At 69.7% G+C, this 19,538-nt stretch carries 19 protein-coding genes; 10 read left to right on the top strand and 9 right to left on the bottom strand.

Annotated elements, in window-relative coordinates:
* The first annotated feature begins 15 nt into the window (after positions 1-15).
* The 4 genes from ABD732_RS05580 to ABD732_RS05565 all read left to right on the top strand — a co-directional run bounded on the left by ABD732_RS05580 (position 16) and on the right by ABD732_RS05565 (position 3,389).
* On the top strand, positions 16-954 hold the full coding sequence (locus ABD732_RS05580) for a TIGR03564 family F420-dependent LLM class oxidoreductase (RefSeq protein ID WP_344781463.1): 939 nt from the start codon (positions 16-18) through the stop codon (positions 952-954).
* A 79-nt stretch (positions 955-1,033) separates the two neighbouring features.
* Positions 1,034-1,732 (top strand): TMEM175 family protein, encoded by a 699-nt coding sequence (locus ABD732_RS05575; protein ID WP_344781461.1) that lies wholly within the window; start codon positions 1,034-1,036, stop codon positions 1,730-1,732.
* Positions 1,733-1,782: 50 nt separating this feature from the next.
* Positions 1,783-2,898: an NAD(P)H-dependent amine dehydrogenase family protein gene (locus ABD732_RS05570; protein WP_344781459.1), complete on the top strand. Its 1,116-nt coding sequence runs from the start codon at positions 1,783-1,785 to the stop codon at positions 2,896-2,898.
* Positions 2,899-2,900: 2 nt separating this feature from the next.
* A complete protein-coding gene (locus tag ABD732_RS05565) occupies positions 2,901-3,389 on the top strand; it encodes a carboxymuconolactone decarboxylase family protein (protein WP_344781457.1) in 489 nt (162 codons plus the stop codon).
* A 27-nt stretch (positions 3,390-3,416) separates the two neighbouring features.
* Here the strand turns inward: ABD732_RS05565 and ABD732_RS05560 are convergent, their stop codons facing one another.
* From ABD732_RS05560 to ABD732_RS05550, 3 genes are all read right to left on the bottom strand, one after another.
* Positions 3,417-4,244, bottom strand: coding sequence for a sulfurtransferase (locus ABD732_RS05560; RefSeq protein WP_425553001.1), 828 nt, complete (start codon positions 4,242-4,244; stop codon positions 3,417-3,419).
* A gap of 233 nt (positions 4,245-4,477) precedes the next feature.
* Positions 4,478-4,999, bottom strand: a complete 522-nt coding sequence (locus tag ABD732_RS05555; protein ID WP_344781453.1) for a DUF4334 domain-containing protein — start codon at positions 4,997-4,999, stop codon at positions 4,478-4,480.
* A complete protein-coding gene (locus ABD732_RS05550) occupies positions 4,996-5,889 on the bottom strand; it encodes an oxygenase MpaB family protein (protein ID WP_344781451.1) in 894 nt (297 codons plus the stop codon). The genes ABD732_RS05555 and ABD732_RS05550 overlap by 4 nt, the downstream gene beginning before the upstream one ends.
* A gap of 91 nt (positions 5,890-5,980) precedes the next feature.
* Here ABD732_RS05550 and ABD732_RS05545 point away from each other — a divergent pair, with 91 nt between their 5' ends.
* Positions 5,981-6,598: a TetR/AcrR family transcriptional regulator gene (locus tag ABD732_RS05545; protein WP_344781449.1), complete on the top strand. Its 618-nt coding sequence runs from the start codon at positions 5,981-5,983 to the stop codon at positions 6,596-6,598.
* Here the strand turns inward: ABD732_RS05545 and ABD732_RS05540 are convergent.
* Together ABD732_RS05540 and ABD732_RS05535 are read right to left on the bottom strand one after the other, a co-directional pair.
* Complete coding sequence (locus tag ABD732_RS05540) at positions 6,583-7,452, bottom strand: SDR family oxidoreductase (RefSeq protein ID WP_344781447.1); 870 nt, start codon at positions 7,450-7,452, stop codon at positions 6,583-6,585. The two genes, ABD732_RS05545 and ABD732_RS05540, sit on opposite strands and share 16 nt — an antisense overlap.
* Before the next feature lie 79 nt (positions 7,453-7,531).
* Complete coding sequence (locus ABD732_RS05535; protein WP_344781445.1) at positions 7,532-8,704, bottom strand: amidohydrolase family protein; 1,173 nt, start codon at positions 8,702-8,704, stop codon at positions 7,532-7,534.
* A gap of 128 nt (positions 8,705-8,832) precedes the next feature.
* Here ABD732_RS05535 and ABD732_RS05530 point away from each other — a divergent pair, with 128 nt between their 5' ends.
* A complete protein-coding gene (locus ABD732_RS05530) occupies positions 8,833-9,990 on the top strand; it encodes a globin domain-containing protein (protein ID WP_344781443.1) in 1,158 nt (385 codons plus the stop codon).
* A gap of 51 nt (positions 9,991-10,041) precedes the next feature.
* Here ABD732_RS05530 and ABD732_RS05525 read toward each other — a convergent pair whose 3' ends face one another.
* The 4 genes from ABD732_RS05525 to dnaK form a co-directional block, all read right to left on the bottom strand.
* Positions 10,042-10,482: a heat shock protein transcriptional repressor HspR gene (locus ABD732_RS05525; protein ID WP_344781441.1), complete on the bottom strand. Its 441-nt coding sequence runs from the start codon at positions 10,480-10,482 to the stop codon at positions 10,042-10,044.
* Positions 10,483-10,488: 6 nt separating this feature from the next.
* Positions 10,489-11,700, bottom strand: coding sequence for a molecular chaperone DnaJ (gene dnaJ, locus ABD732_RS05520; protein ID WP_344781439.1), 1,212 nt, complete (start codon positions 11,698-11,700; stop codon positions 10,489-10,491).
* A gap of 147 nt (positions 11,701-11,847) precedes the next feature.
* Entirely contained in the window at positions 11,848-12,414 is a 567-nt protein-coding gene (gene grpE / locus ABD732_RS05515; protein WP_344781437.1) for a nucleotide exchange factor GrpE, read from the bottom strand.
* Positions 12,411-14,261: a molecular chaperone DnaK gene (dnaK, locus tag ABD732_RS05510; protein ID WP_344781435.1), complete on the bottom strand. Its 1,851-nt coding sequence runs from the start codon at positions 14,259-14,261 to the stop codon at positions 12,411-12,413. The genes grpE and dnaK overlap by 4 nt, the downstream gene beginning before the upstream one ends.
* A 348-nt stretch (positions 14,262-14,609) precedes the next feature.
* Here dnaK and ABD732_RS05505 point away from each other — a divergent pair, with 348 nt between their 5' ends.
* The 4 genes from ABD732_RS05505 (at position 14,610) to ABD732_RS05490 (ending at position 19,529) form a co-directional block, all read left to right on the top strand.
* Positions 14,610-15,458, top strand: a complete 849-nt coding sequence (locus tag ABD732_RS05505; RefSeq protein ID WP_344781433.1) for a fumarylacetoacetate hydrolase family protein — start codon at positions 14,610-14,612, stop codon at positions 15,456-15,458.
* 26 nt (positions 15,459-15,484) lie between these two features.
* On the top strand, positions 15,485-16,642 hold the full coding sequence (gene macS, locus ABD732_RS05500; protein WP_344781431.1) for a MacS family sensor histidine kinase: 1,158 nt from the start codon (positions 15,485-15,487) through the stop codon (positions 16,640-16,642).
* Positions 16,643-16,655: 13 nt separating this feature from the next.
* On the top strand, positions 16,656-17,303 hold the full coding sequence (locus ABD732_RS05495; protein WP_344781429.1) for a response regulator: 648 nt from the start codon (positions 16,656-16,658) through the stop codon (positions 17,301-17,303).
* Between the two features lie 90 nt (positions 17,304-17,393).
* A complete protein-coding gene (locus ABD732_RS05490; RefSeq protein ID WP_344781427.1) occupies positions 17,394-19,529 on the top strand; it encodes a DUF2339 domain-containing protein in 2,136 nt (711 codons plus the stop codon).
* The last annotated feature ends 9 nt before the right edge of the window (positions 19,530-19,538 follow it).

The raw sequence follows: 19,538 nt of genomic DNA, 5'->3' as shown, positions 1-19,538 counted from the left end.
GTAACGGAGGAAATCATGCAGGTCAGCGTCGTCTGGACGATCAATGCGAGGACCGTGTCCGTGGGCCGGGCGATCGAGAATCTGAGTGCCCTGCACAACGAGGGTTTCCGCCGCGTCTGGTCGACGCAGATGCCCAACGAGCCCGATCTGCTGACCATGATCGCCGTCGCCGGCCGGGAGATCCCCGGCATCGAGTTCGGCACCGGCGTCCTGCCGATCCAGAACCAGCATCCGATGTCGCTGGCACAGCGCGCCCTGACCACCAACTCGATCGTCGACGGCCGGCTGAGCCTGGGACTGGGCCTGAGCCACAAGGTGGTCACCGAAGGCATGTGGGGTGTCTCGTACCGGCATCCGATCAAGCGGACCAACGAGTTCCTGGACGGGCTGCTCCCTCTGATCGACGGCGAGAAGGTCTCCGCCGCAGGCGAGTTCATCACCACCCGCGGCGCCCTCACCTTTCCCGAGGTGCCGACGCCGCCGGTGTACCTGGCGGCCCTCGGCCCCAAGATGCTCGACCTCGCGGGGCGCCGCACCGCCGGCACCGTCACCTGGATGACCGGCCCCAAGACCCTGCACGACCACATCGTTCCCAGCCTGCGGGCGGCGGCGACCGCGGCCGGGAGGCCCGACGGCTCGGTCCGCACGGTCGCCATGCTGCCGATCAGCGTCACCGACGACGTCGCCGGAGCGACTGCGGCGGCCGCCGAACGGTTCGCGATGTACAACAACCTGCCGTCGTACCGGGCGATGCTCGACCGCGAGGGCTACGAGACCGCCACCGATGCCGCGATCATCGGTGACGAGGCCGCCGTCACCGCCCGGATCGAACAGATCGCCGATGCCGGCGTCGACGAATTCGTCGGCATCGTCTTCGACAGCGACCGCGAGGTCCGCGCCCGCACCCGCGCCCTGCTGCGTGCCGTCGACGACGTGGCGGGCACCGGACACTGATCCTCCGGCGTCCCGGCTGCTCGCCGAATACCGCAGAAATCTCGACGACGGGCGCACCGAAGGTGGCATCCTCGTCCCCATGAACGCGCTGACCGGGCGGACGCGCCGCCGGGACTCCGACGGCTACTTCGCAGACGACAGCAACGAGTTCGACCGCGGGGTCTCGTTCTTCGATGCGATCTACGGCTTCTCGGCGACCCTGCTGATCGCGAACCTCGACGCCCCCTCCCCGGATTCCTGGCGGGACATGTCGAGCCTTCTCGACTCGGGAATCGGCTCCCAGCTGTTCGGCTTCGCCCTGAGCTTCGCGGTGATCGTGCTCTTCTGGCGCGCCAACGTCCAGCTGGTGCGCGGGATGACCGGGCTCGACGGCCCCACCGTCGTCGCCAACCTGGTCGCCACGGCCCTGGTGATCCTGATCCCGTTCACCACGCAGGGCATCAGCGACCCGGCCTCCAGCGACTATGCGCTTCCCACCGCGCTGTACGCCCTGAACATCACGCTGGCCGCCCTGGCCCAGATCGCGGTCGCCTGGATCGGGCGGGCACGCGGCCTGGAACGCGTCTCGCTGACCGGTCGTGCGCGCGTTCTGGAACTGGCGGGCGCCGCGACGACGCCGCTGGTGTTCGGCATCTCGATCCCGATCGCCCTGGCCTTCGGGCCGGCCGCCGGCCAGTGGACGTGGGCGAGCCTGGTGTTCCTGCTTCCCGTCGTCGGGCGGGCCCAGCGGGCTGCCACCGCCGCATCCGCGTCCACCACGACGACTCCCGCGAACTGATCCGCACAATCGCCCGGCCGTACCGGCCTGCCGGCGTCTAGGCTCAGGCCATGGCGACGACGAACGAGACCGGCTCGCAGATCCCCGTCGTCGTGTGGGGTACCGGAAACGTCGGACGCGCTGCCATTGCGGCGGTAACCGCCCATCCGGGTCTGCGGTTGACCGGGGTCATCGTCTCCAGCGAGGAGAAGGAAGGCCGGGACGCCGGCGATCTGGCCGGCTCCGGAGGCCACCTCGGCATCACGGCCACGCGTGAGATCGATGGTGCACTGGCGACGCTGCGTGGCTGCGGCGCCGTGGTCTATGCGGCGTCCGGAGAACTCCGCCCCGACGAGGCGCTGGCCGACATCACCCGGGCACTGACGGCCGGTGCGGTGGTGGTGAGCACCTCGGTGTACGCGCTCTACGACTATCGCAACGCACCGGCCGAGCTCCGCGCACCGCTGGAAGCCGCCTGCCGCGACGCCGGCACCGCCCTGTTCTTCAGCGGCATCGATCCCGGCTGGGGCAACGACGTGCTGCCGGCGCTCATCAGCGGACTGGGCTCGGAGATCGAGCAGATCCGCTGTCAGGAGATCTTCGACTACTCGACGTACGACGCCGAGGACTCCGTGCGGTACATCGTCGGGATGGGCCAGCCGATGGACTACGAGCCGCCGATGGTGGCTCCCGGGATTCCCTCGATGGTGTGGGGCGGTCAGGTCCGGATGATCGCCCGGGCGCTCGGCGTGGAGCTGGACGATCTGCGCGAGGTGGTCGACCGTCGGCCCCTGGACGAGCAGGTCACCACCGCGCTCGGCGACTTCGCCGCGGGCACCCAGGGGGCGCTGCGGTTCGAGGTCCAGGGGCTCGTCGGCGACCGCCCCGTGATCGTCGTCGAGCACGTCACGCGGATCACCGCGCAGGTGGCGCCCGACTGGCCGACGCCGCCGGACGGCGGGGCCGGTGCCCACCGCCTGATCGTGGCCGGCAGGCCCCGCATCGAGATCAGCGTGGAGGCCACCGACGAGAACGGCAACCGCGCCGCCGGCGGCAACGCCACCGCCGCGGGCCGTCTGGTCAACGCCATCGGTTGGCTCCGCGCCGCCGAGCCCGGGCTGTACGACGGCCTGGACGTCCCCCTCCTACCCAGCAGCTACCTGGCCACCGACACGACAAGGACCTGAGCATGTTCATCGAGATCCCCGACGGCAGCGACCCCATCGCCTACGTGTGGGGTGAGATGGTCCCCGGTATCGGGCCCGCCGCCGCCGGACTGGCGACGAGCGTCTACGAGCACAGCACCCTCGGCCTGCGGGAGTTCGAGGCGGCGCGGCTGCGGATCGCGCAGATCAACGGCTGCCTCTTCTGCCAGGACTGGCGCACCGAACGCGACGGACAGAAGGTGGAGGCCGACTTCGATGCCGCCGTGACCGAGTGGCGCACCACTGACGTCTTCGACGACCGCACCCGGCTCGCCGCCGAGTACGCCGAACGCTTCGCCCTCGACCACCACGGTCTCGACGACGACTTCTTCGACCGGATGCGCGCGCACTACACCGACCGGGAGATCGTCGAACTGTCGATGTGCCTGGGCTCCTGGCTGGCGTTCGGGCGCCTCAACCGGGTGCTCGGCCTCGACACCGCCTGCGTTCTGCCGAGCCACACCGAACGCTGACGCCGGACGCCCGGCGGCGCGGCGCCGTCAGCCGGTCTGGATCGGCCGCTCCGGATCGGACGACCACTGGGAGTACGAGCCGGGGAACAGAGCGGCCGGGATCCCGGCCATCGCCAGGGCGGCGATCTGGTGCGCGGCGGTGATACCCGACCCGCAGTAGACCACCACCGGCGCTCCGTCCCCCTGCACACCGAGGCCGGCGAACCGTTCACGCAGCTCGTCGGGGGTCTTGAAAGTCCCTGTGCCGGTCAGGTTCTCACCGGTCGGTGCACTGACCGCCCCCGGGATCCGGCCCGGGCGAGGGTCGACGGGCTCCACTTCTCCGCGGAAGCGTTCGGCCGCGCGGGCATCCAGCAGCAGCACCTCGCCGCGGGCGACGTCGTCGATCGTCACCGTCGGCAGGCCGCCGGGCGTCAGCGTCACGGTCCCGGCGCGCGGGGTCGCGTCCCCGGACGACAGGCGGAATCCGGCGGCGCGCCAGCCGTCCAGCGCGCCGTCGAGGATCATGACGTCGTCGAGACCACCCCAGCGCAGCAGCCACCAGGCCCGTGCGGCGGCGGTGCCGCCGGCGTCGTCGTAGACCACCACCGGCACACCGTCGTCGATGCCCCAACTGCGTGCGGCGACCTGCAGATCCCCGACGTCCGGCAGCGGATGGCGCCCGTCCTCCGAGATCGGCGGCGCCGCCAGGTGCTCGTCCAGATCGACGAAGACGGCGCCGGGCACGTGCCCGTCGCGGTAGTGCCGGTAGCCGTCGGGGTCGCCGAGCTGCCAGCGCACGTCCAGCACCACCGGCGGGCGATCGGACAGCATGGCCTCGGCCAGTCGGTCGGCGTCGATCAGCACCTGCGTCATCGTTTGCTCCCTCATTCGCTCGCTCCTTCGACTCTAAGGCTCGACCGCCGCCCGCTGAGCCGGACGAGCCCGCGGGTCGACACTCTCCACCGCCCGCCCGCTGAGCCGGACGAGCCCGCCAGGGCGAGAACGAGTCGAAGCGCCACACCATACCGAGGCTTCGACACGACTCGGCTGACGCCTCACCGGCTCAGCCATCGGATGAGTCCCAGCCCAGCCGGTGGATCGGCAACTCAGTCGCGCTCTAGCAGGAAGAAGTACGGCCGCTGTGAACCGCGCAGATCCATGGCGCCCAGCAGCGTGTTCTCGTCCAGCCGGTGGAAGTGGTCGATGATCGGCAGATCGTCGTAGACCATCGCCGCGCTCACGGTGCCGCGGAACCGGACTTCACGCAGTCGTGCCCGGTGCTTGCGGGTGCGCGCCAGCCGGAACCCCGCGGCACCGCCGGGCGGCATCCATCGGGGGAAGCGGGGGCCGAGCCGGTTGAGCGTTCCGAGGGGCATCAGCTTCGGGTTCACCGCGTACAGCGATCCCGGCGTCCCGAACAGCAGTGGGTGCACGTGGTCGGCGTCGGCGAATTCCTTTCCGTACCAACCGGATACCTCCAGCAAGCCGTCCATCGGATGTCCGGTGGGGACCTCACTGCCGTGCCAGCGGCCCAGGATCTCCTCGACCGTCACCGACGCCAGGGAGTCGAACAGTTCTTCGGCGCGGTCGACGTCGATCCCGGCCTGCAGGTCTGCGAGGTCGGTCATCGGACCGCCACCGGTTCGTCGGCCGACTCCGTGTCCAGGTGCGCGACCGGGCATCCGGCGGGGAAGGTGCCGAGTTGTTCGGTCACCGCCTCGCCCGGCCGATAGGTCCTGATCCGCCCGTTGTCCTCGAACCCCTTGGCGCGCAAGCGCGGTGGCAGGATTCGGAGGAAGACGGCGCGCGCCCGCATCGCGGCGAGCGAGAGCGCGCGCACCGGCGCGGACGGCTCGTCGTACCCGAGGGCCTCCAGCAGCGGACGGTCCATCAGCGCCCGGGAGAACACCTCCACGGCCGGCCGGAACGGGCGTGGGTAGAAGGTGGTCAGCAGGTCCAGCGTCATGTCTGCGACCCGGCGGCCGCCCTCGTCGTAGGCGAAGTGCTCGGCCTCGTAGGTATCAAGGAAGTCCGAGAACTCCTGGTAGGTCTCCGGCATGTCCTTGATGTTCATGTGCCGGCCCAGCTTGCGGTAGTAGTTGGTCGACGCGACCACTTCGTCGTAGGTCAGCTTGCGCCAGCCGTAGTCATCGATCCACCGCTTGGGGACCACGACGAAGGTGGCCAGGACGTAGACCATGTCGTCGTTGGTGATGTCGTAGGCGCGATGCATCTGATTGATGCGCCGGATCGCGGCCTTGCCCTCGACGGAGTCGAAGCCGCACACCAGCGGCCGCTCCAGCAGCAGGCCGGTGTCGTCGTAGCGCTTCTGCGTGTCGTCGAACCCCTTCGACTCCGACAGCAGGCGTCCGACACTCGGCACCGCGTAGGTGCGGAACAGCGCGAAGCTCAGCGATTGATTGAAGTCCCAGGGGAAGTCGTACAGGGACAGGTTGCGATAGATCTGCTCGAAGTCGGTGTGCGGGTCGAGTCCGCGGTTGCGATCCCAACGAAACATGGAGGGGCCTTTCGTCGTCGTCAACTCAGCATAAGTCAACTTATGGACCAGTTCAACGGGTTTCTCAGAACCCGTGGCAGAATCGGGGCCGATGACCCCACCGACCACCGATCCGACACCGTCACCGCTGCGCTCGCGCTTTCTGCAGGCCGGCATGCTGGTCCTGGCCCGCGACGGCTACCGGGGTTTCAAACAGGCGGCGATCTGCGCCGAGACGGGTCTGACCACCGGCGCCTTCTATCACTCCTTCCGCAACTGGAAGGACTTCGAGGGGGCGCTGATCGAGTACTGGCGCCGCGAGGCGACCGATCGACTGGTCGCCTGGGTGGACACTCACCCGTCACCGCGGGAGCGCGTGGACGCGCTGATCGAAGTGGCCCTCACTCTGCCGCACCACGCCGAAGGCGCCATCCGGGTCTGGGCGGCCGGCGACGCGCTGGTCCACAGCGCGCTGACCGAGATCGACACGGTGCGCCGTGCGGCGGTGGCCCGGTTCATCGGAGAGATGGGCGTGGACGACGAGCACGCGCAGCGCATCGCCGCCACGTCGATGCTGCTGCTGATCGGACACGAGGCGGCCGGCACCTCGCTGGATCAGCTCGAATGGAGCATGCGGCACTTCCTCGATACCGACCCGGCGATTCAGGACGCCCTGAACCGGCTGCCGGACACCGCCGGTCAGACCCCCGCCGGTCAGACTTCCGAGTAGTCGGCCACCTGGCCGCGCTTGGGAGCCCGCGCCATGGTCCACAGCATCCGCGGCAATTCCCGCAGCGGCAAGCGCGACGGCCAGTCCCCCGGCCGCAGCAGGGCTTCGGTGCCGCCGTCGACGGTGATCACCGAGCCGACCATGAAGTCCGCGGCCGGCGACAGCATCACCGCCACCCAGTCCGCGATCTGTTCGGGGGTGCCGTATTCGCGGGCCGGCACCGGGAACGACCGCACCTGCTTGCCCGTCGAACTGGACAGCTGCGAACGCAGCAGCGGCGTCAGCACCGGGCCGGGCGCCAGCAGATTGACCCGAATCCCCTCGCCGGCCCACTCGGCCGCGACGGCGTGCCGCCGGCACCACTGGCTCACCGCCAGTTTGGAGGCGGCATAGGCGACCGGTGGCGCCAGCTGCCGACGCCGCCGGATCACCCTCGCGGCCCCCTCGGTGTCGCCGCGCAGCAACTGCCGGACGGCGCGGCGCGGCACCAGCGGTGTCGACGTGGTGGAGTTGGAACCGAACACCACCACCTTGGCCTTGTCCGCGGCGGCCAGCGCCGGGCGCCAGCCGGTCAGCAGGTCGGTGACTCCCAGGACGTTCACCTCGACGATGGTGCGCTCGGCACCCCGCTTGGGCCCCAGCCCGGCGGCCAGCACCGCGCCGTCGAGCACCCCGTCGCAGCGGGACAGCACCTCGTCGACGGCCAGCTGCCGCCCACCCGGCGTCGACAGGTCGGCCACCACGTCGGCGTCGGCGCGGTCGACGCCGATCACCCGGTGCCCTTCACCGCGCAGGCGCTCGGCGACCTGCGCCCCCATCCCCGAGGCCGACCCCGTCACCGCATACGTCCCCATCCGACACCTCTCATCTCGCGCGTTCGGCACGTCGCCCAACGGCACATCCATCAGTATTGACCGTCTCGGATCCGGCCGGTCAATCCGGCCCGGACGCCCCATTCGACTCGGCCGATCCATTCGGTCCGGGCTCGCCGATCCGGTACACGCGACGCGCGTTCTCGGCGAAGAACTGCGCCAACAGGTAATCGCCGCGGTCGCCGAGGACGTCCAGGAGGGCGCCGACGGTGACCCCGATGGTGGCGTTGTGACTGTCCAGCGGCGCATTGGAACCGAAGATCACCCGGTCCGGACCGAACCGGTCGACCACGTGCAGGACCAGCGGGCCGATCATGTCGGCGAGGATGTGCTGGCCGCCGATGTTGCCGGACTTCTCCTGCCCGTATCCCAGAAGAGGTGAGGCGATTCCGCTGATCTTCACCAGCACGTTCTCGCGCATCGCGAGCATCGCCATGCGTTCGCGCCACAGGCCGAGGATGTCCGCGCGCGCCGCGGCCGTCGTCCCCGTCGAACTGCCGACCGGGCCGAAGACGCCGACCGGCGAACCGAAGTGCTCGACGATGATCGTCACCTCCGGGAACTCCGAGGCGAATGCCACCAGATCACCCAGTTCGTGTGAGTAGCACAGGGATTCGAGGACCAGGCCGCGTTCAGCCAGCGGGCCGATGGCCTCGCGGAGATTCGCCGACCGGAGCGCGCCGGAGCCGCCGGACCAGTCGTGCACCAGCCGGTCGCCGTGCCGCCCCCACCGCAGCCGGACGCCCCGGATCAGGCCCTGATCGTCGCGATCGAGCGCCTGCTGCACCCCCAGGCCGGGCAGCCGTTCGTCGGCCGGCACGATCATCCCGCCCAGCGCCGGCATGCCGTCGCCGTACGGCAGCGCGGCCAGGGTGTCCACATCCCGCGCCACCGCTTCAGCGGTGTCGGCGGGGGACAGCCGGCGTCGCCACAGCGAATCCACCGGCATCACCGTGGTCACCGGAACCCCGGCGACCGAGGCGAGCCCGGCGAGATCCTTGCCGTATTCGCGGACCAGATAGCGACTGGTGAGCAGACCGTGCCCGGCCACCCCGCTCATGCTGTGTTCGTCGGTGAACCGGGAGGCGACACGCAGCAGCGGGCCGGGCAACGCGCGCAGGGCCGGACCGGAGACTCGGCCCAGTTGCTGCAGGCTCCACGGTGGTCGTCGCGGGTTGAAGAAGTGCACATGGGTATCGACGATCCCCGGCACTCGCCCCGTCAACTTCGACACCCTGCAAGCGTGACATATCCACCCGCCGATCGTCCGGCCGTCGACAGAGGTCTGCGCCACAGGACTACTCTGGTGAATCGCCGGAATCCAATCCGGCGACCAACGCCGTCGGGGGAAGGGAGACCGAGATGAGCGAGACCGGACAGCCCGTTCTGCACCGGTTGCGCGAGCTGATCGAGGCCGACCCAGACGGCTTCGCGCGCAAGGTTTTCGCCCGACTCTTCGGCGCCTCGCCCGCGCTGCGCGACATGTTCCCGGCACACCTGAGTCACCTGCGCGAGGCGTTCACGCAGGTGCTCGACCACGTGCTGGAGGTACTGCCCGCCGACGACGGCCACGACGACCTGATCGAACTGCTGGCCCAGCTCGGCCGGGACCACCGCAAGTACGGGGTCACCGACAAGCACTACGACCAGATGGCCCAGGCGCTGGTGACCGAATCGGCCGCGCTCATGGGCACCGAGTGGACGCAGGAGACCGCCGAGACCGTCGCCCAGGCGATGCTGCTCACCACCGGAGTGATGCGCGGGGCCGCGCAGAGCGCTCCCGGACCCGCCACGTGGCGTGCGCGGGTGGTGCAGAAGTTCATCATCAACCGCGAGCGGGCCGTCGTGCGGCTGGCCGCCGTCGACCCGGTTCCGGCTTTCCACGCCGGGCAGTACCTGGAGACACGCATTCCGCAGTGGCCGTACCAGTGGCGGAACCTGTCCCCCGCGATCCCGCCGAACGAGGCCGGTGAACTGGAGTTCCATGTGCGGGCCGTCCCCGGCGGGCACGTGAGCACGGCGATCGTGAAGGAGACCGCTCCCGGCGACGTGTGGACCTTCGCGCAGGCGCACGGCACCCTGCACGTCGACCCCGATCGCCCGGTGCTGATGGTGGCCGGCGGCTCCGGGCTGGCCCCTCTGCGCGCACTCCTGCTGGACATGGCGCAGCGTGCCGACTCACCGGCCACCCACCTGTTCTACGGTGCACGGTTCCCCGGGGAGCTGTACGACCTGGCCGTCCTCCGCGAGCTCGCCACCACCAATCCGTGGCTGAAGGTGACCGCGGTGGTGGACGAGGCCGCCGATCCGTGGTGGATCGACGGCGCACCCGCCCCCGCACAGTGGGGGTTCGAGATCGCGCGCGGCAAGGTCGGCGACATCGCCGCACGCTACGGAGACTGGTCCGACCGCCAGGTCCTCATCGCCGGCCCGGCGGACATGATCTCCTCCACCAAGCTCCGCCTGCGTCTAGCGGGGGTTCCCAGCGACCGGATGCGCCACGACCCCGTCCATCACTGACGACCCGAGTGGCGACCCGAGGGTCGAGCGCAGTCGAGACCAGAGCCCGACTCAGCGGGAGGGGCGCCGGCGGCGTGGTTGCCAGAGGACCACGGAGTTGGAATGTTCCACGTGGACCAGCTCGCCCTGGGGTCCGCGGCCGCGGATCAGGCGGGCGAGGTCGTCGATCTCCCGGTGCAGGGCGTCGAGCTCGTCGCTCATCGCGATGATCCGCTTGATCCCCGCCAGATTGACGCCCTCGTCCTGCGAGAGACGCTGAATCTCCCGCAGCCGTTCGACGTCGCTGCGCGAATACCGGCGGCCGCCGCCGCTGGTCCGCTGGGGCGTGACCAGACCGAGCCGGTCGTACGTGCGCAGGGTCTGCGCATGCATGCCCGCCAACTCCGCCGCCACCGAAATCAGGTAGGTGGCGTCGTCGTCTGCCGGCCTGGCCTCAGTCCGACCGGTTCGCCGCTGCGCCCGGGGCGTGGGTTCGCCTTCTCCGCTGCGCATGCTCGATCACCTTCCCCAGCCCGCCCGAGGATCGAAGCCACTGGCCTTCTCCGCCTCCGCGTACGCCTTCATGGCCTCGGTGGCGTCGTCGTCCAGTTTCGGCGGCACTGCGACCTTGACGGTCACCAGTAGATCGCCGACTCCCCCCGCACGCTTGGGTACACCGCGGCCCTTGAGCCGCAGGGTGCGTCCGTCTGCGGTGTTCGGCGGGATCTTGACTCCCACCGATCCGTCCAGTGTGGGCACGGAGACCGTGGCCCCGAGGACCAGCTCCGAGATGCTCACCGGCAGTTGCAGTTTCAGGTCGTGCCCGCTGCGGGTGAACAGTTTGTCCGGTGTCACGTGGACGGTCACGTAAAGGTCTCCCGACGGTGCTCCGCGTCGCCCGGCTTCGCCCTGGCCGGTCAGGCGGATGCGCTGACCGTCCTCGACGCCCACCGGGATCTTGACGTTGATGGTTCGCGGCCGCACCTGCACACCGGTGCCCGAGCAGTCGGGGCACGGTTCGTCGATCTTGGTGCCGGTGCCCTGGCATTCCGGGTCGGGCTCGGCGAAGCCGAAGTGTCCCTGATCGCGATGGATGAACCCCGAGCCGTTGCACGACGTGCACGTCTTGGGGCTGGTGCCGGCTTTGGCCCCGCTGCCGTGGCACGAGGTACACGGCGACGGGCTGGTGACCCGCAGGCTGACCGTGTTGCCTTTGACCGCATCGCGGAAGGCGAGCGTGGTGTCGGTCTCGAGGTCGTTGCCGCGCCGTGGGCGCTGGGGCTGGGTCTGGGTGTACCCGCCGCGCGAGCGGCCTCCTCCGCCGAACAGGTCACCGAGGTCGAAACCGCCCCCGCCGCCGCCCCCGCCGAACAGGTCGCCGAGGTCGAAGCCGCCCATGCCGCCGGTGGTGGTGTAGCCACCGCCACCACCGCCGAAACCGCCTCCGAAACCGCCGGCGCCTGCGCCGCCGTCGGCACGGAACCGGCCGCTGGCCATCAGGGCCCGGGCCTCGTCGTATTCTTTGCGCTTCTCGGCATCGGACAGCACGCTGTTGGCTTCGGAGACCTTCTTGAAGCGATCCTCAGCCGCGGTGTCACCGGGGTTGCGGTCCGGGTGCAGCTGCGCCGCAAGCTTCCGGTAGGCCTTCTTGATATCGGCGGCCGATGCGTCTGAAGCGACGCCCAGGTCGGCGTAGAAGTCGCGGTCGAGCCATTCGCGTTGCACTGCCATACCGGCGTCACCTCCTTTTTCTCGAATCTTGCTGATTCTCAAGTCTTACTGGTCGAACGTCTTGTCATCGCCCATTTCGGGCGGAAGTCTGTGTCGCGCGAGCGGGGAGCGGGACCGGGGCGCACGGCGCTCCCGGTCCCGCCCGGCTCACTGCGGGTTCCCCGCGTTCTCGGCGTCGCCGGCCGAGGGTGCGGGATCGGTGACGGTGACCATCGCGTGACGGATCACCTTGTCTCCCAAGCGGTACCCGGGCCGGAAAACGTCTCCGATCACCGGTTCCACACCGCTTCCGTCGTTCTGGATCGCCTCGTGCAGCTCCGGATCGAACACGTCACCGGAGGCACCGAACTTCACCAGCTGCTCACCCGTGAGGATGTCGCCGAGCTTGTCGGCGAACGCCTTCAGCGGGCCTTCGGCGAGATCGCCGTGCTCGCGGGCACGGTCGAAGTCGTCGAGCAGGGGCAGCAGCTTCTCGACGAGCCGCTGCTTGCCGTTGGCCGCGGCCTGCGTGAACTCCTCGGCGCTGCGCCGGCGGAAGTTCACGAACTGTGCGCGCTCGCGCTGCAGCGCCTCGGTGAGTTCGGCGATCTGCGACTTCTCGGCCTGCCCCGCCCCGTCGACGGGGACCTGCTCGGTCCCCGCCGCGGCGGCGTCGGCGGTCGGCTCAGTGGCTTCCTGGCCAGCGCCCTCGTTCTCGGCGCCCGGCTGAGTCACTTGTCGTCCGCGGGGTCGTCCACGACCTCGGCGTCGACGACGTCATCGTCGTCGCTGCCGCCCGTGGCCTCACCTGCGGCCTCCGCACCGGCGGACTCGGACTGAGCGTTGGCGTAGATCGCCTGGCCCATGGCCTGCGAACGCTCGGACAGCTTCTCGATCGCGCTGCGGATCGCGGCCGTGTCGGTGCCCTTGAGCGCCTCGTTGGCCTCGTCCACCGCACCCTTGACGTCGGCGGCGACGTCGGCGGGGATCTTGTCCTCGTTGTCCTTGAGCACCTTCTCGGTCTGGTTGACCAGCGACTCCGCCTGGTTGCGGGTCTCGGCCTCCTCGCGACGCTGACGATCCTCCTCGGCGTGGAGTTCGGCGTCCTTCACCATGCGGTCGATCTCGTCCTTCGAGAGGCCCGAGCCGTCCTGGATCCGGATGCTGTTCTCCTTGCCGGTGCCCTTGTCCTTCGCGGTGACGTGCACGATGCCGTTGGCGTCGATGTCGAAGGTCACCTCGATCTGCGGGACACCCTGCGGAGCAGGAGCGATACCGCCGAGCTCGAAGCTGCCGAGCAGCTTGTTGTGCGCCGCGATGTCGCGCTCGCCCTGGTACACCTGGATCTGCACCGACGGCTGGTTGTCTTCGGCCGTGGTGTAGGTCTCCGACCGCTTGGTCGGGATGGTGGTGTTGCGCTCGATCAGCTTGTGCATGACGCCGCCCTTGGTCTCGATACCGAGGCTCAGCGGGGTCACGTCCAGCAGCAGCACGTCCTTGACGTCACCCTTGAGGACACCGGCCTGCAGGGCGGCGCCGACGGCGACGACCTCGTCCGGGTTCACGCCCTTGTTGGGCTCCTGGCCACCGGTCAGCTCCTTGACCAGGTCGCTGACCGCGGGCATGCGGGTGGAACCGCCGACCAGAACCACCTGGTCGATGTCGCCGACCTTGATGCCGGCGTCCTTGACGACGGCCTCGAACGGCTTGCGGCACCGGTCCAGCAGATCCTGGGTGATCTTCTGGAACTCGCTGCGGCTCAGGGTCTCGTCCAGGAACAGCGGGTTCTTGTCCGAGTCGACGGTGATGTACGGCAGGTTGATGGTGGTGCTCGAGCCGGCCGACAGTTCGATCTTGGCCTTCTCAGCGGCCTCCCGCAGACGCTGCATGGCCATCTTGTCCTTGGTCAGGTCGATGCCCGTGCTGGCCTTGAACTTGTCGACGAGCCACTCGACGATGCGCTCGTCCCAGTCGTCGCCACCCAGTTCGTTGTCACCGGAGGTGGCGCGGACCTCGACGACGCCGTCGCCGATCTCGAGCAGCGAGACGTCGAAGGTGCCGCCACCGAGGTCGAATACCAGGATGGTCTGTTCCTTGCCGCCCTTGTCCAGACCGTAGGCCAGGGCGGCAGCGGTCGGCTCGTTGACGATGCGCAGCACTTCCAGGCCCGCGATCTGGCCGGCTTCCTTGGTGGCCTGACGCTGCGAGTCGTTGAAGTAGGCCGGCACCGTGATCACGGCCTCAGTGACGTCTTCGCCCAGGTAGGCCTCGGCGTCGCGCTTGAGCTTCATGAGCGTGCGCGCGCTGATCTCCTGCGCGGTGTACTTCTTGTCGTCGATCTCCGCGTTCCAGTCGGACTCACCGATGTGGCGCTTGACCGAGCGGATGGTGCGATCGACGTTGGTGACGGCCTGGTTCTTGGCGGGCTGGCCGACCAGGACTTCGCCGTTGCGCGCGAAGGCGACGACGGACGGCGTGGTCCGCGCACCTTCGGCGTTCGTGATGACGACGGGCTCGCCACCTTCCAGCACCGCGAGAGCGGAGTTGGTGGTGCCGAGGTCGATTCCGACAGCACGTGACATGTGTGTTCCTCCTCGTTGCGGCCCGATGTTCGGTGAACCGCTTGTCTTATCGGCCTCTTGCGGCCTTCGGTCTTTCGTCTACTTCCAGAGACCTCAGTGCCTCTGACTCAAGTTTCCGCACTAACCGTCATTCGGTCAAACGATCTTGAGTGTCGTTCACTCAGGTTTCTCGATGGGTTCAACTCCCCTCCCCGCGCATATGTTCCCAGAGTTGAGTCAGAGAGACTGAGTTTTACGGTGATTCCGGTCACATTCACCTGCCCGGCGGACATACCCGGTCTCGATGGTTGGATGGAGCCACTGCATCGAGCGCGGATCGCCGCGCGGGGAGCTGACGAGGGAGAACCCATGTACCTGGCCACGATCCGCCTCGGATCCACCACGACCGCGGTCAAGCGCATCGACAACGACGGCACGCAGGCGCTTCTCGCACTCGAATACCCGGACCTGGGCGCGCTGCTGGCCGATCCCGACGGACTCGCCACCGCGGCCGCCGCGACGACCGGCACCACCTACGCAATCGACACCGCCGACTTCGCCCCGCCGGTCCTGGACCCGGACAAGGTGGTCTGCGTCGCGCACAACTACGGCGATCACATCAAGCGCCTCGGCCTGAACCTGCCGCAGCATCCGCGGCTGTCGACCAAGTTCTCCAGCGCCCTGATCGGCCCGAACGATCCGATCGTCAAGCCGGCCGACGCGCACGCCCTCGACTGCGCCGTGGAGCTGACCATCATCATCGGCAAGTCCGTCCGGCATGCCGACGACGACGAGGCCGCCGCCGCGATCGCCGGCTTCACCGTGATGAACGACGTCACCGACCGCAGCCTGGAGTTCCAGGCCGAGGAGTGGGGCCTGGGCAACATCTGGGACCGGTCCACGCCGATGGGCCCGTACCTGGTGACCCCGGACGAGCTGCCCGGCGGCGTCGCCCCGCGCACCACGCTCTCGACCACCATCGACGGCACCGTCGTGCAGTCCGGCGACACCGCGGACCTGCACTTCGATCCGGTGCACGTGGTGCGGCGCGTCTCCCGCTTCATGGCATTGGAGCCCGGCGACGTGATCGCCACCGGCAGCCCGTCCTCCCCCGCGCACGACCACGGCGAGGACGCCCACCTGAATCCCGGGCAGAAGATCGTCGCGGCCATCGACGGGATCGGCGCCTGCCACAACACCGTGATCGCCGCGCGCTGACCGGTCCGGCACAGGTACTCGGCCCCATGACAAGCAGCAGCCGCCACGACGGCGACCCGGTCGGACCGCTGTGGCGGGGCGCGCAGATCTTCCGGCTGATCGGCTTCCTGTACGCACTCGGCTTCAACATCGCCATCAGCTCCGACCTGGCGCGCCCCGGTGTCACCTGGGCGCTGTTCAGCGTGGTCACCGCCGCGAACATCGCTCTGGCGGCCGGCTATCTACTCGGTCCCGGCCGCCGATGGTGGTGCGTCGGTGTGGAATTGGCGATGTTCATGGCGGCCATGCTGTCGACCTTCTACGTCGCCGACGCGGACTGGATCGCCAACAACCAAACGTGGCCGACCACGCTGTGGTGCTCCAGCGCCCTGCTCTCGGCGGCAGTGATGGGCGGCGCCTGGACCGGTGCCGCGGCGGGAGTGGTGCTCGGTTTCACCAACTTCCTGGTCAAGGGCGAAGTGTTCTTCAACTTCGGCCGCAACGCCACCTTCCTGCTGCTGGTGGTCTCGGGCATGGCGGTGGGGCTGGCCGCCTCGCGCGCCCGGCTGACCCACGCCAAGCTGACCGCCGCCGTCCGGGTGGCCGCACAGGCTGCCGAACGCGAACGGCTCGCACGCCACGTGCACGACGGCGTGCTGCAGGCACTGACCCTGATCGCCCGGCGCGGCCGCGAGATCGGCGGTCCCACCACCGAACTGGCCGAACTGGCCGCCACCCAGGAACGCCGGCTGCGCCGGTTGATCGCCGAGGCACCCGCCGATGCGCCGGCGCCGCCGACCGGTCGAGTCGACCTCGGGCCGATCCTGCGGTCGCTGGCCTCGGAGTCGGTATCGGTGAGCACCCCGGCCGAACCGGTGCTGCTCGACACCGCCGTCGCCGAGGAACTGATGGCCGCCGTCGCCAACATCCTCGACAACACCGAACGGCACGCCGGGGCAGGGGCGCAGAGTTTCGTCCTGCTCGAGGACCTCGACGACGAGGTGATGCTGAGCCTGCGCGACGACGGCTGCGGTATCGCCCCGGGGCGACTGGCGCAGGCGAAGGCCGAGGGCCGCATGGGCATCAGCCGGTCGATCATCGACCGGGTGGAAACGCTCGGCGGCACGGTATCGCTGGTGTCGGCCCCCGGTGCGGGCACAGAATGGGAACTGACGATCCCGGCCGACGACGGCGAATCGACGTGAAAGGGCAGGCACCATGACCGAGACCCCGGCGATCCGCGTGATGGTGGTGGACGACCATCCGATGTGGCGCGACGGTGTCGCGCGCGATCTGACCGACGAAGGCTTCGACGTGGTGGCCACCGCCGACGGGGTGCAGCGCGCCACCGAGGTGGCGCGCGCCGTCCAGCCCGACGTAGTGCTGATGGACATGCAGTTGCCGGACGGGAACGGAGCCCAGGCCACCGCGGGCGTGCTGGCCGTCGCCCCGAAAGCCCGGATCCTGGTGCTGTCGGCGTCCGAAGAACGGGACGACGTGCTGGACGCGGTGAAGGCCGGCGCCACCGGATACCTGGTGAAGAGCGCCCAGCGCGCCGAACTGGTCGCCGCCGTGCAGTCGACGGCGGCCGGCCAGACCGTCTTCACCCCGGGCCTGGCCGGACTGGTGCTGGGCGAGTACCGGCGGCTGGCCAAGGAACCGGCCGACGATGCCCCGGCGCTCACCGAACGTGAGACCGAGGTGCTCCGTCACGTCGCCAAGGGTCTGAGTTCGCGGCAGATCGCCGAGCGGCTGCACCTGAGTTCCCGCACCGTGGAGAACCACGTCGGTGCGACGCTGCGCAAACTGCAGCTGGGCAATCGGGTGGAGCTGGCCCGGTATGCGATGGAGCACGGCCTCTCCTGACCGAGTCTGCGCAGATAGGGGCGCTTTCCCCTAGCCCGTCTAGGTAGTTCTGCGCATCTGTTCGGCGGCCTTTCGGCCGAGACTCGAGGCATGAATGGAACACCGGACCCGGTCATCACCGTCGCACGGATCAGCGACGACCTCGCCGACCTGAGTGCGCGCCTGAACGAAGTGTCCGACGACGTCGCCGAACTCGCTTCGGCACTGGTGGTCGATCGCGCCGAGAATCCGGCCGCCGCGCCGGCCCCGGACCGCGCGAAGCCCGTCGAGACCCCGGTTCAGCTGGATCTCCCGACCGAGCAGGCATCGCCGCCGCGGCCGGTCCCCCCGAAGAATCGTCCGGTGACTCCCCCGGCACCCGACACCCGCTCGGCCCCGCAGTCCCAGCCCCAGCCCCAGCCGCAGTTGCAGTACGCGACGACGGCCCCCGGCCCCCAGTACGCGCATGCGCCCCAGGCCCCTGCCTCTCCCCAGTTCTCCGGTCCTCCCCAGTTCCCGGGTGCGCCCCAGTTCCCGGGTGCTCCGCAGGTTCCCGGCGCCCAGTTCTCCGGGCCCCGATTTCCGGTGCCGTCGCGGCCCGCTCCGGCTCCGTCGACGCGCGAGCGCCTCGCCGCCGCGAGCGAGGGCGGGCTGATCGGCAAGATCCTCGCCTTCGCCGGCGTCGCGATCACCCTGATCGGTGTGGTGCTGCTGCTGGTGCTGGCCGCGCAGGCCGGGTTGCTGCGGCCGGAGTTCCGCGTGGCGGGCGGCGTGGTCCTGGCGGTCGCGCTGGCCGGTGTCGGCGTCTGGCTGGGCCGCGATCCGGGCAAACGGGTGGGGGCCTCGGCCATCGTCGCCACCGGTATCGCCGCCGGGTTGTTCTCGGTCCTGGCGGCCGCCAACTTCTATCACTGGCTCTCGGTGATCGCCGCGCTGGTGCTCACCGGCGTGATCACCGCGGCCGGTTTCCTGATCGCCGCCCGCTGGGAGAACCAGGCGCTGGGCGTCACCGTGGGGCTCGGCCTGATCGTCTTCTCCCCGTTCCTGTCTCACGGAATCAGCCTCACCCTCGTGATCTTCCTGCTGGTGTACGCCGCGGCGACGCTGGCGGTCCAGGTCGGCCGGGATTGGCTGGCCCTGTACATCGTCAACACGATCGCCACCGTGCTGCCGCTCGCCCTTCTCGCGGCCAGCGCGGCCACGATCCCGGCGTCGCAGTTCGCGGCCGTGCTGTCGGTGACCTTCGCGCTGTCCGCCGGTTCGGCGCTGCTGTTGCTGCGCACCAGTTCGGCGCCGATCGTCATCGCGCTGTTCGCGATGGTGTCGCTGATCCCGCTGCTGGGGGGCGCCTCGGTCCTCGGTGCGACGACGACGGCGATCATGCTCGGCTCCGCCGCGGTGATCCTGGGCCTGATGGCGCTGGCCGGTGCCGTGGTGCCCGGCGCCGGTGTCGGGGTGCAGACCGTGTGGCTCACCGGGACTGTGGTCGCCGGGGTCGCGGCGATCGGTGTCGCCGGCCGGGCCGACGGCTTCACGCTGGCGCTGCTGGGCGCGGCCCTGCTGCTGGGTCTGGCCGCGTACTACGGTCGCGAGCTGGCCCAGGCCCTGGTGATCCTCGGGACCGTCAGCCTGGGACTGGGGCTGCTGGCACTGGCCGGTCCCGCCGTGCTCGCCCTGCTCCACTCGAACACCCTCGATCAGTCCGGCCGCCTCGTGCTGTTGACCGGGTCGCTTCTGGCGCTCGGTGCCGTCGCCGCCCTCACCTGGGCGTGGCTGCGGTCCGAACAGGACCTCGCGGCCCACGGGCTGGTCGTGGCCGCCGGTGTGCTCGGACTGGCGCTGTTCAACGTGCTCTGCGTGGCCGCCGGTGCGCTGGCCACCGACGGCGGGGTGACCGGTTTCCGGGCCGGACACATGTGCGCCACCATCGGCTTCGTCGCCGCCGGCGCCGCGGCGCTGATGTGGGCCCGGCAGCTGCAGGGCTCGGCCCGCGCCGTGACGCTGGCCGCCGGCCTGGTGGTGCTCGGGGTCGCGGTGGCCAAGCTGTTCCTGTTCGACCTGTCCGCGCTGGCAGGGGTCTTCCGCGTCATCGCCTTCATCGTGGTCGGACTGGTGCTGCTCGGCCTGGGCGTCGCCTACGCACAGAGCCTCAGCTCGGCAGACTCGCCCGACCACGATCCGCCCACCGGCCCGATTCCGGTGCCGGTCCCGAACCAGGTTCCGGTGGCACCTTCAAGCCACCGCTGAGGGGTCGTG

This window comes from Gordonia caeni, assembly GCF_039537105.1.
Taxonomy (GTDB): Bacteria; Actinomycetota; Actinomycetes; order Mycobacteriales; family Mycobacteriaceae; genus Gordonia; species Gordonia caeni.
Note: the sequence above shows the minus strand (reverse complement) of the source record. Positions and strands in the feature narration are given on the sequence as shown.

Coding starts and splice junctions, on each gene's coding strand:
- ABD732_RS05490 (WP_344781427.1), top strand. CDS start 17,394: ATGAATGGAACACCGGACCCGGTCATCACCGTCGCACGGATCAGCGAC.
- ABD732_RS05575 (WP_344781461.1), top strand. CDS start 1,034: ATGAACGCGCTGACCGGGCGGACGCGCCGCCGGGACTCCGACGGCTAC.
- ABD732_RS05545 (WP_344781449.1), top strand. CDS start 5,981: ATGACCCCACCGACCACCGATCCGACACCGTCACCGCTGCGCTCGCGC.
- dnaK (WP_344781435.1), bottom strand. CDS start 14,261: ATGTCACGTGCTGTCGGAATCGACCTCGGCACCACCAACTCCGCTCTC.
- dnaJ (WP_344781439.1), bottom strand. CDS start 11,700: ATGGCAGTGCAACGCGAATGGCTCGACCGCGACTTCTACGCCGACCTG.
- ABD732_RS05555 (WP_344781453.1), bottom strand. CDS start 4,999: ATGACCGACCTCGCAGACCTGCAGGCCGGGATCGACGTCGACCGCGCC.
- ABD732_RS05550 (WP_344781451.1), bottom strand. CDS start 5,889: ATGTTTCGTTGGGATCGCAACCGCGGACTCGACCCGCACACCGACTTC.
- ABD732_RS05495 (WP_344781429.1), top strand. CDS start 16,656: ATGACCGAGACCCCGGCGATCCGCGTGATGGTGGTGGACGACCATCCG.
- ABD732_RS05580 (WP_344781463.1), top strand. CDS start 16: ATGCAGGTCAGCGTCGTCTGGACGATCAATGCGAGGACCGTGTCCGTG.
- ABD732_RS05565 (WP_344781457.1), top strand. CDS start 2,901: ATGTTCATCGAGATCCCCGACGGCAGCGACCCCATCGCCTACGTGTGG.
- ABD732_RS05570 (WP_344781459.1), top strand. CDS start 1,783: ATGGCGACGACGAACGAGACCGGCTCGCAGATCCCCGTCGTCGTGTGG.
- macS (WP_344781431.1), top strand. CDS start 15,485: ATGACAAGCAGCAGCCGCCACGACGGCGACCCGGTCGGACCGCTGTGG.
- ABD732_RS05540 (WP_344781447.1), bottom strand. CDS start 7,452: ATGGGGACGTATGCGGTGACGGGGTCGGCCTCGGGGATGGGGGCGCAG.
- ABD732_RS05560 (WP_425553001.1), bottom strand. CDS start 4,244: ATGACGCAGGTGCTGATCGACGCCGACCGACTGGCCGAGGCCATGCTG.
- ABD732_RS05505 (WP_344781433.1), top strand. CDS start 14,610: ATGTACCTGGCCACGATCCGCCTCGGATCCACCACGACCGCGGTCAAG.
- ABD732_RS05525 (WP_344781441.1), bottom strand. CDS start 10,482: ATGCGCAGCGGAGAAGGCGAACCCACGCCCCGGGCGCAGCGGCGAACC.
- ABD732_RS05530 (WP_344781443.1), top strand. CDS start 8,833: ATGAGCGAGACCGGACAGCCCGTTCTGCACCGGTTGCGCGAGCTGATC.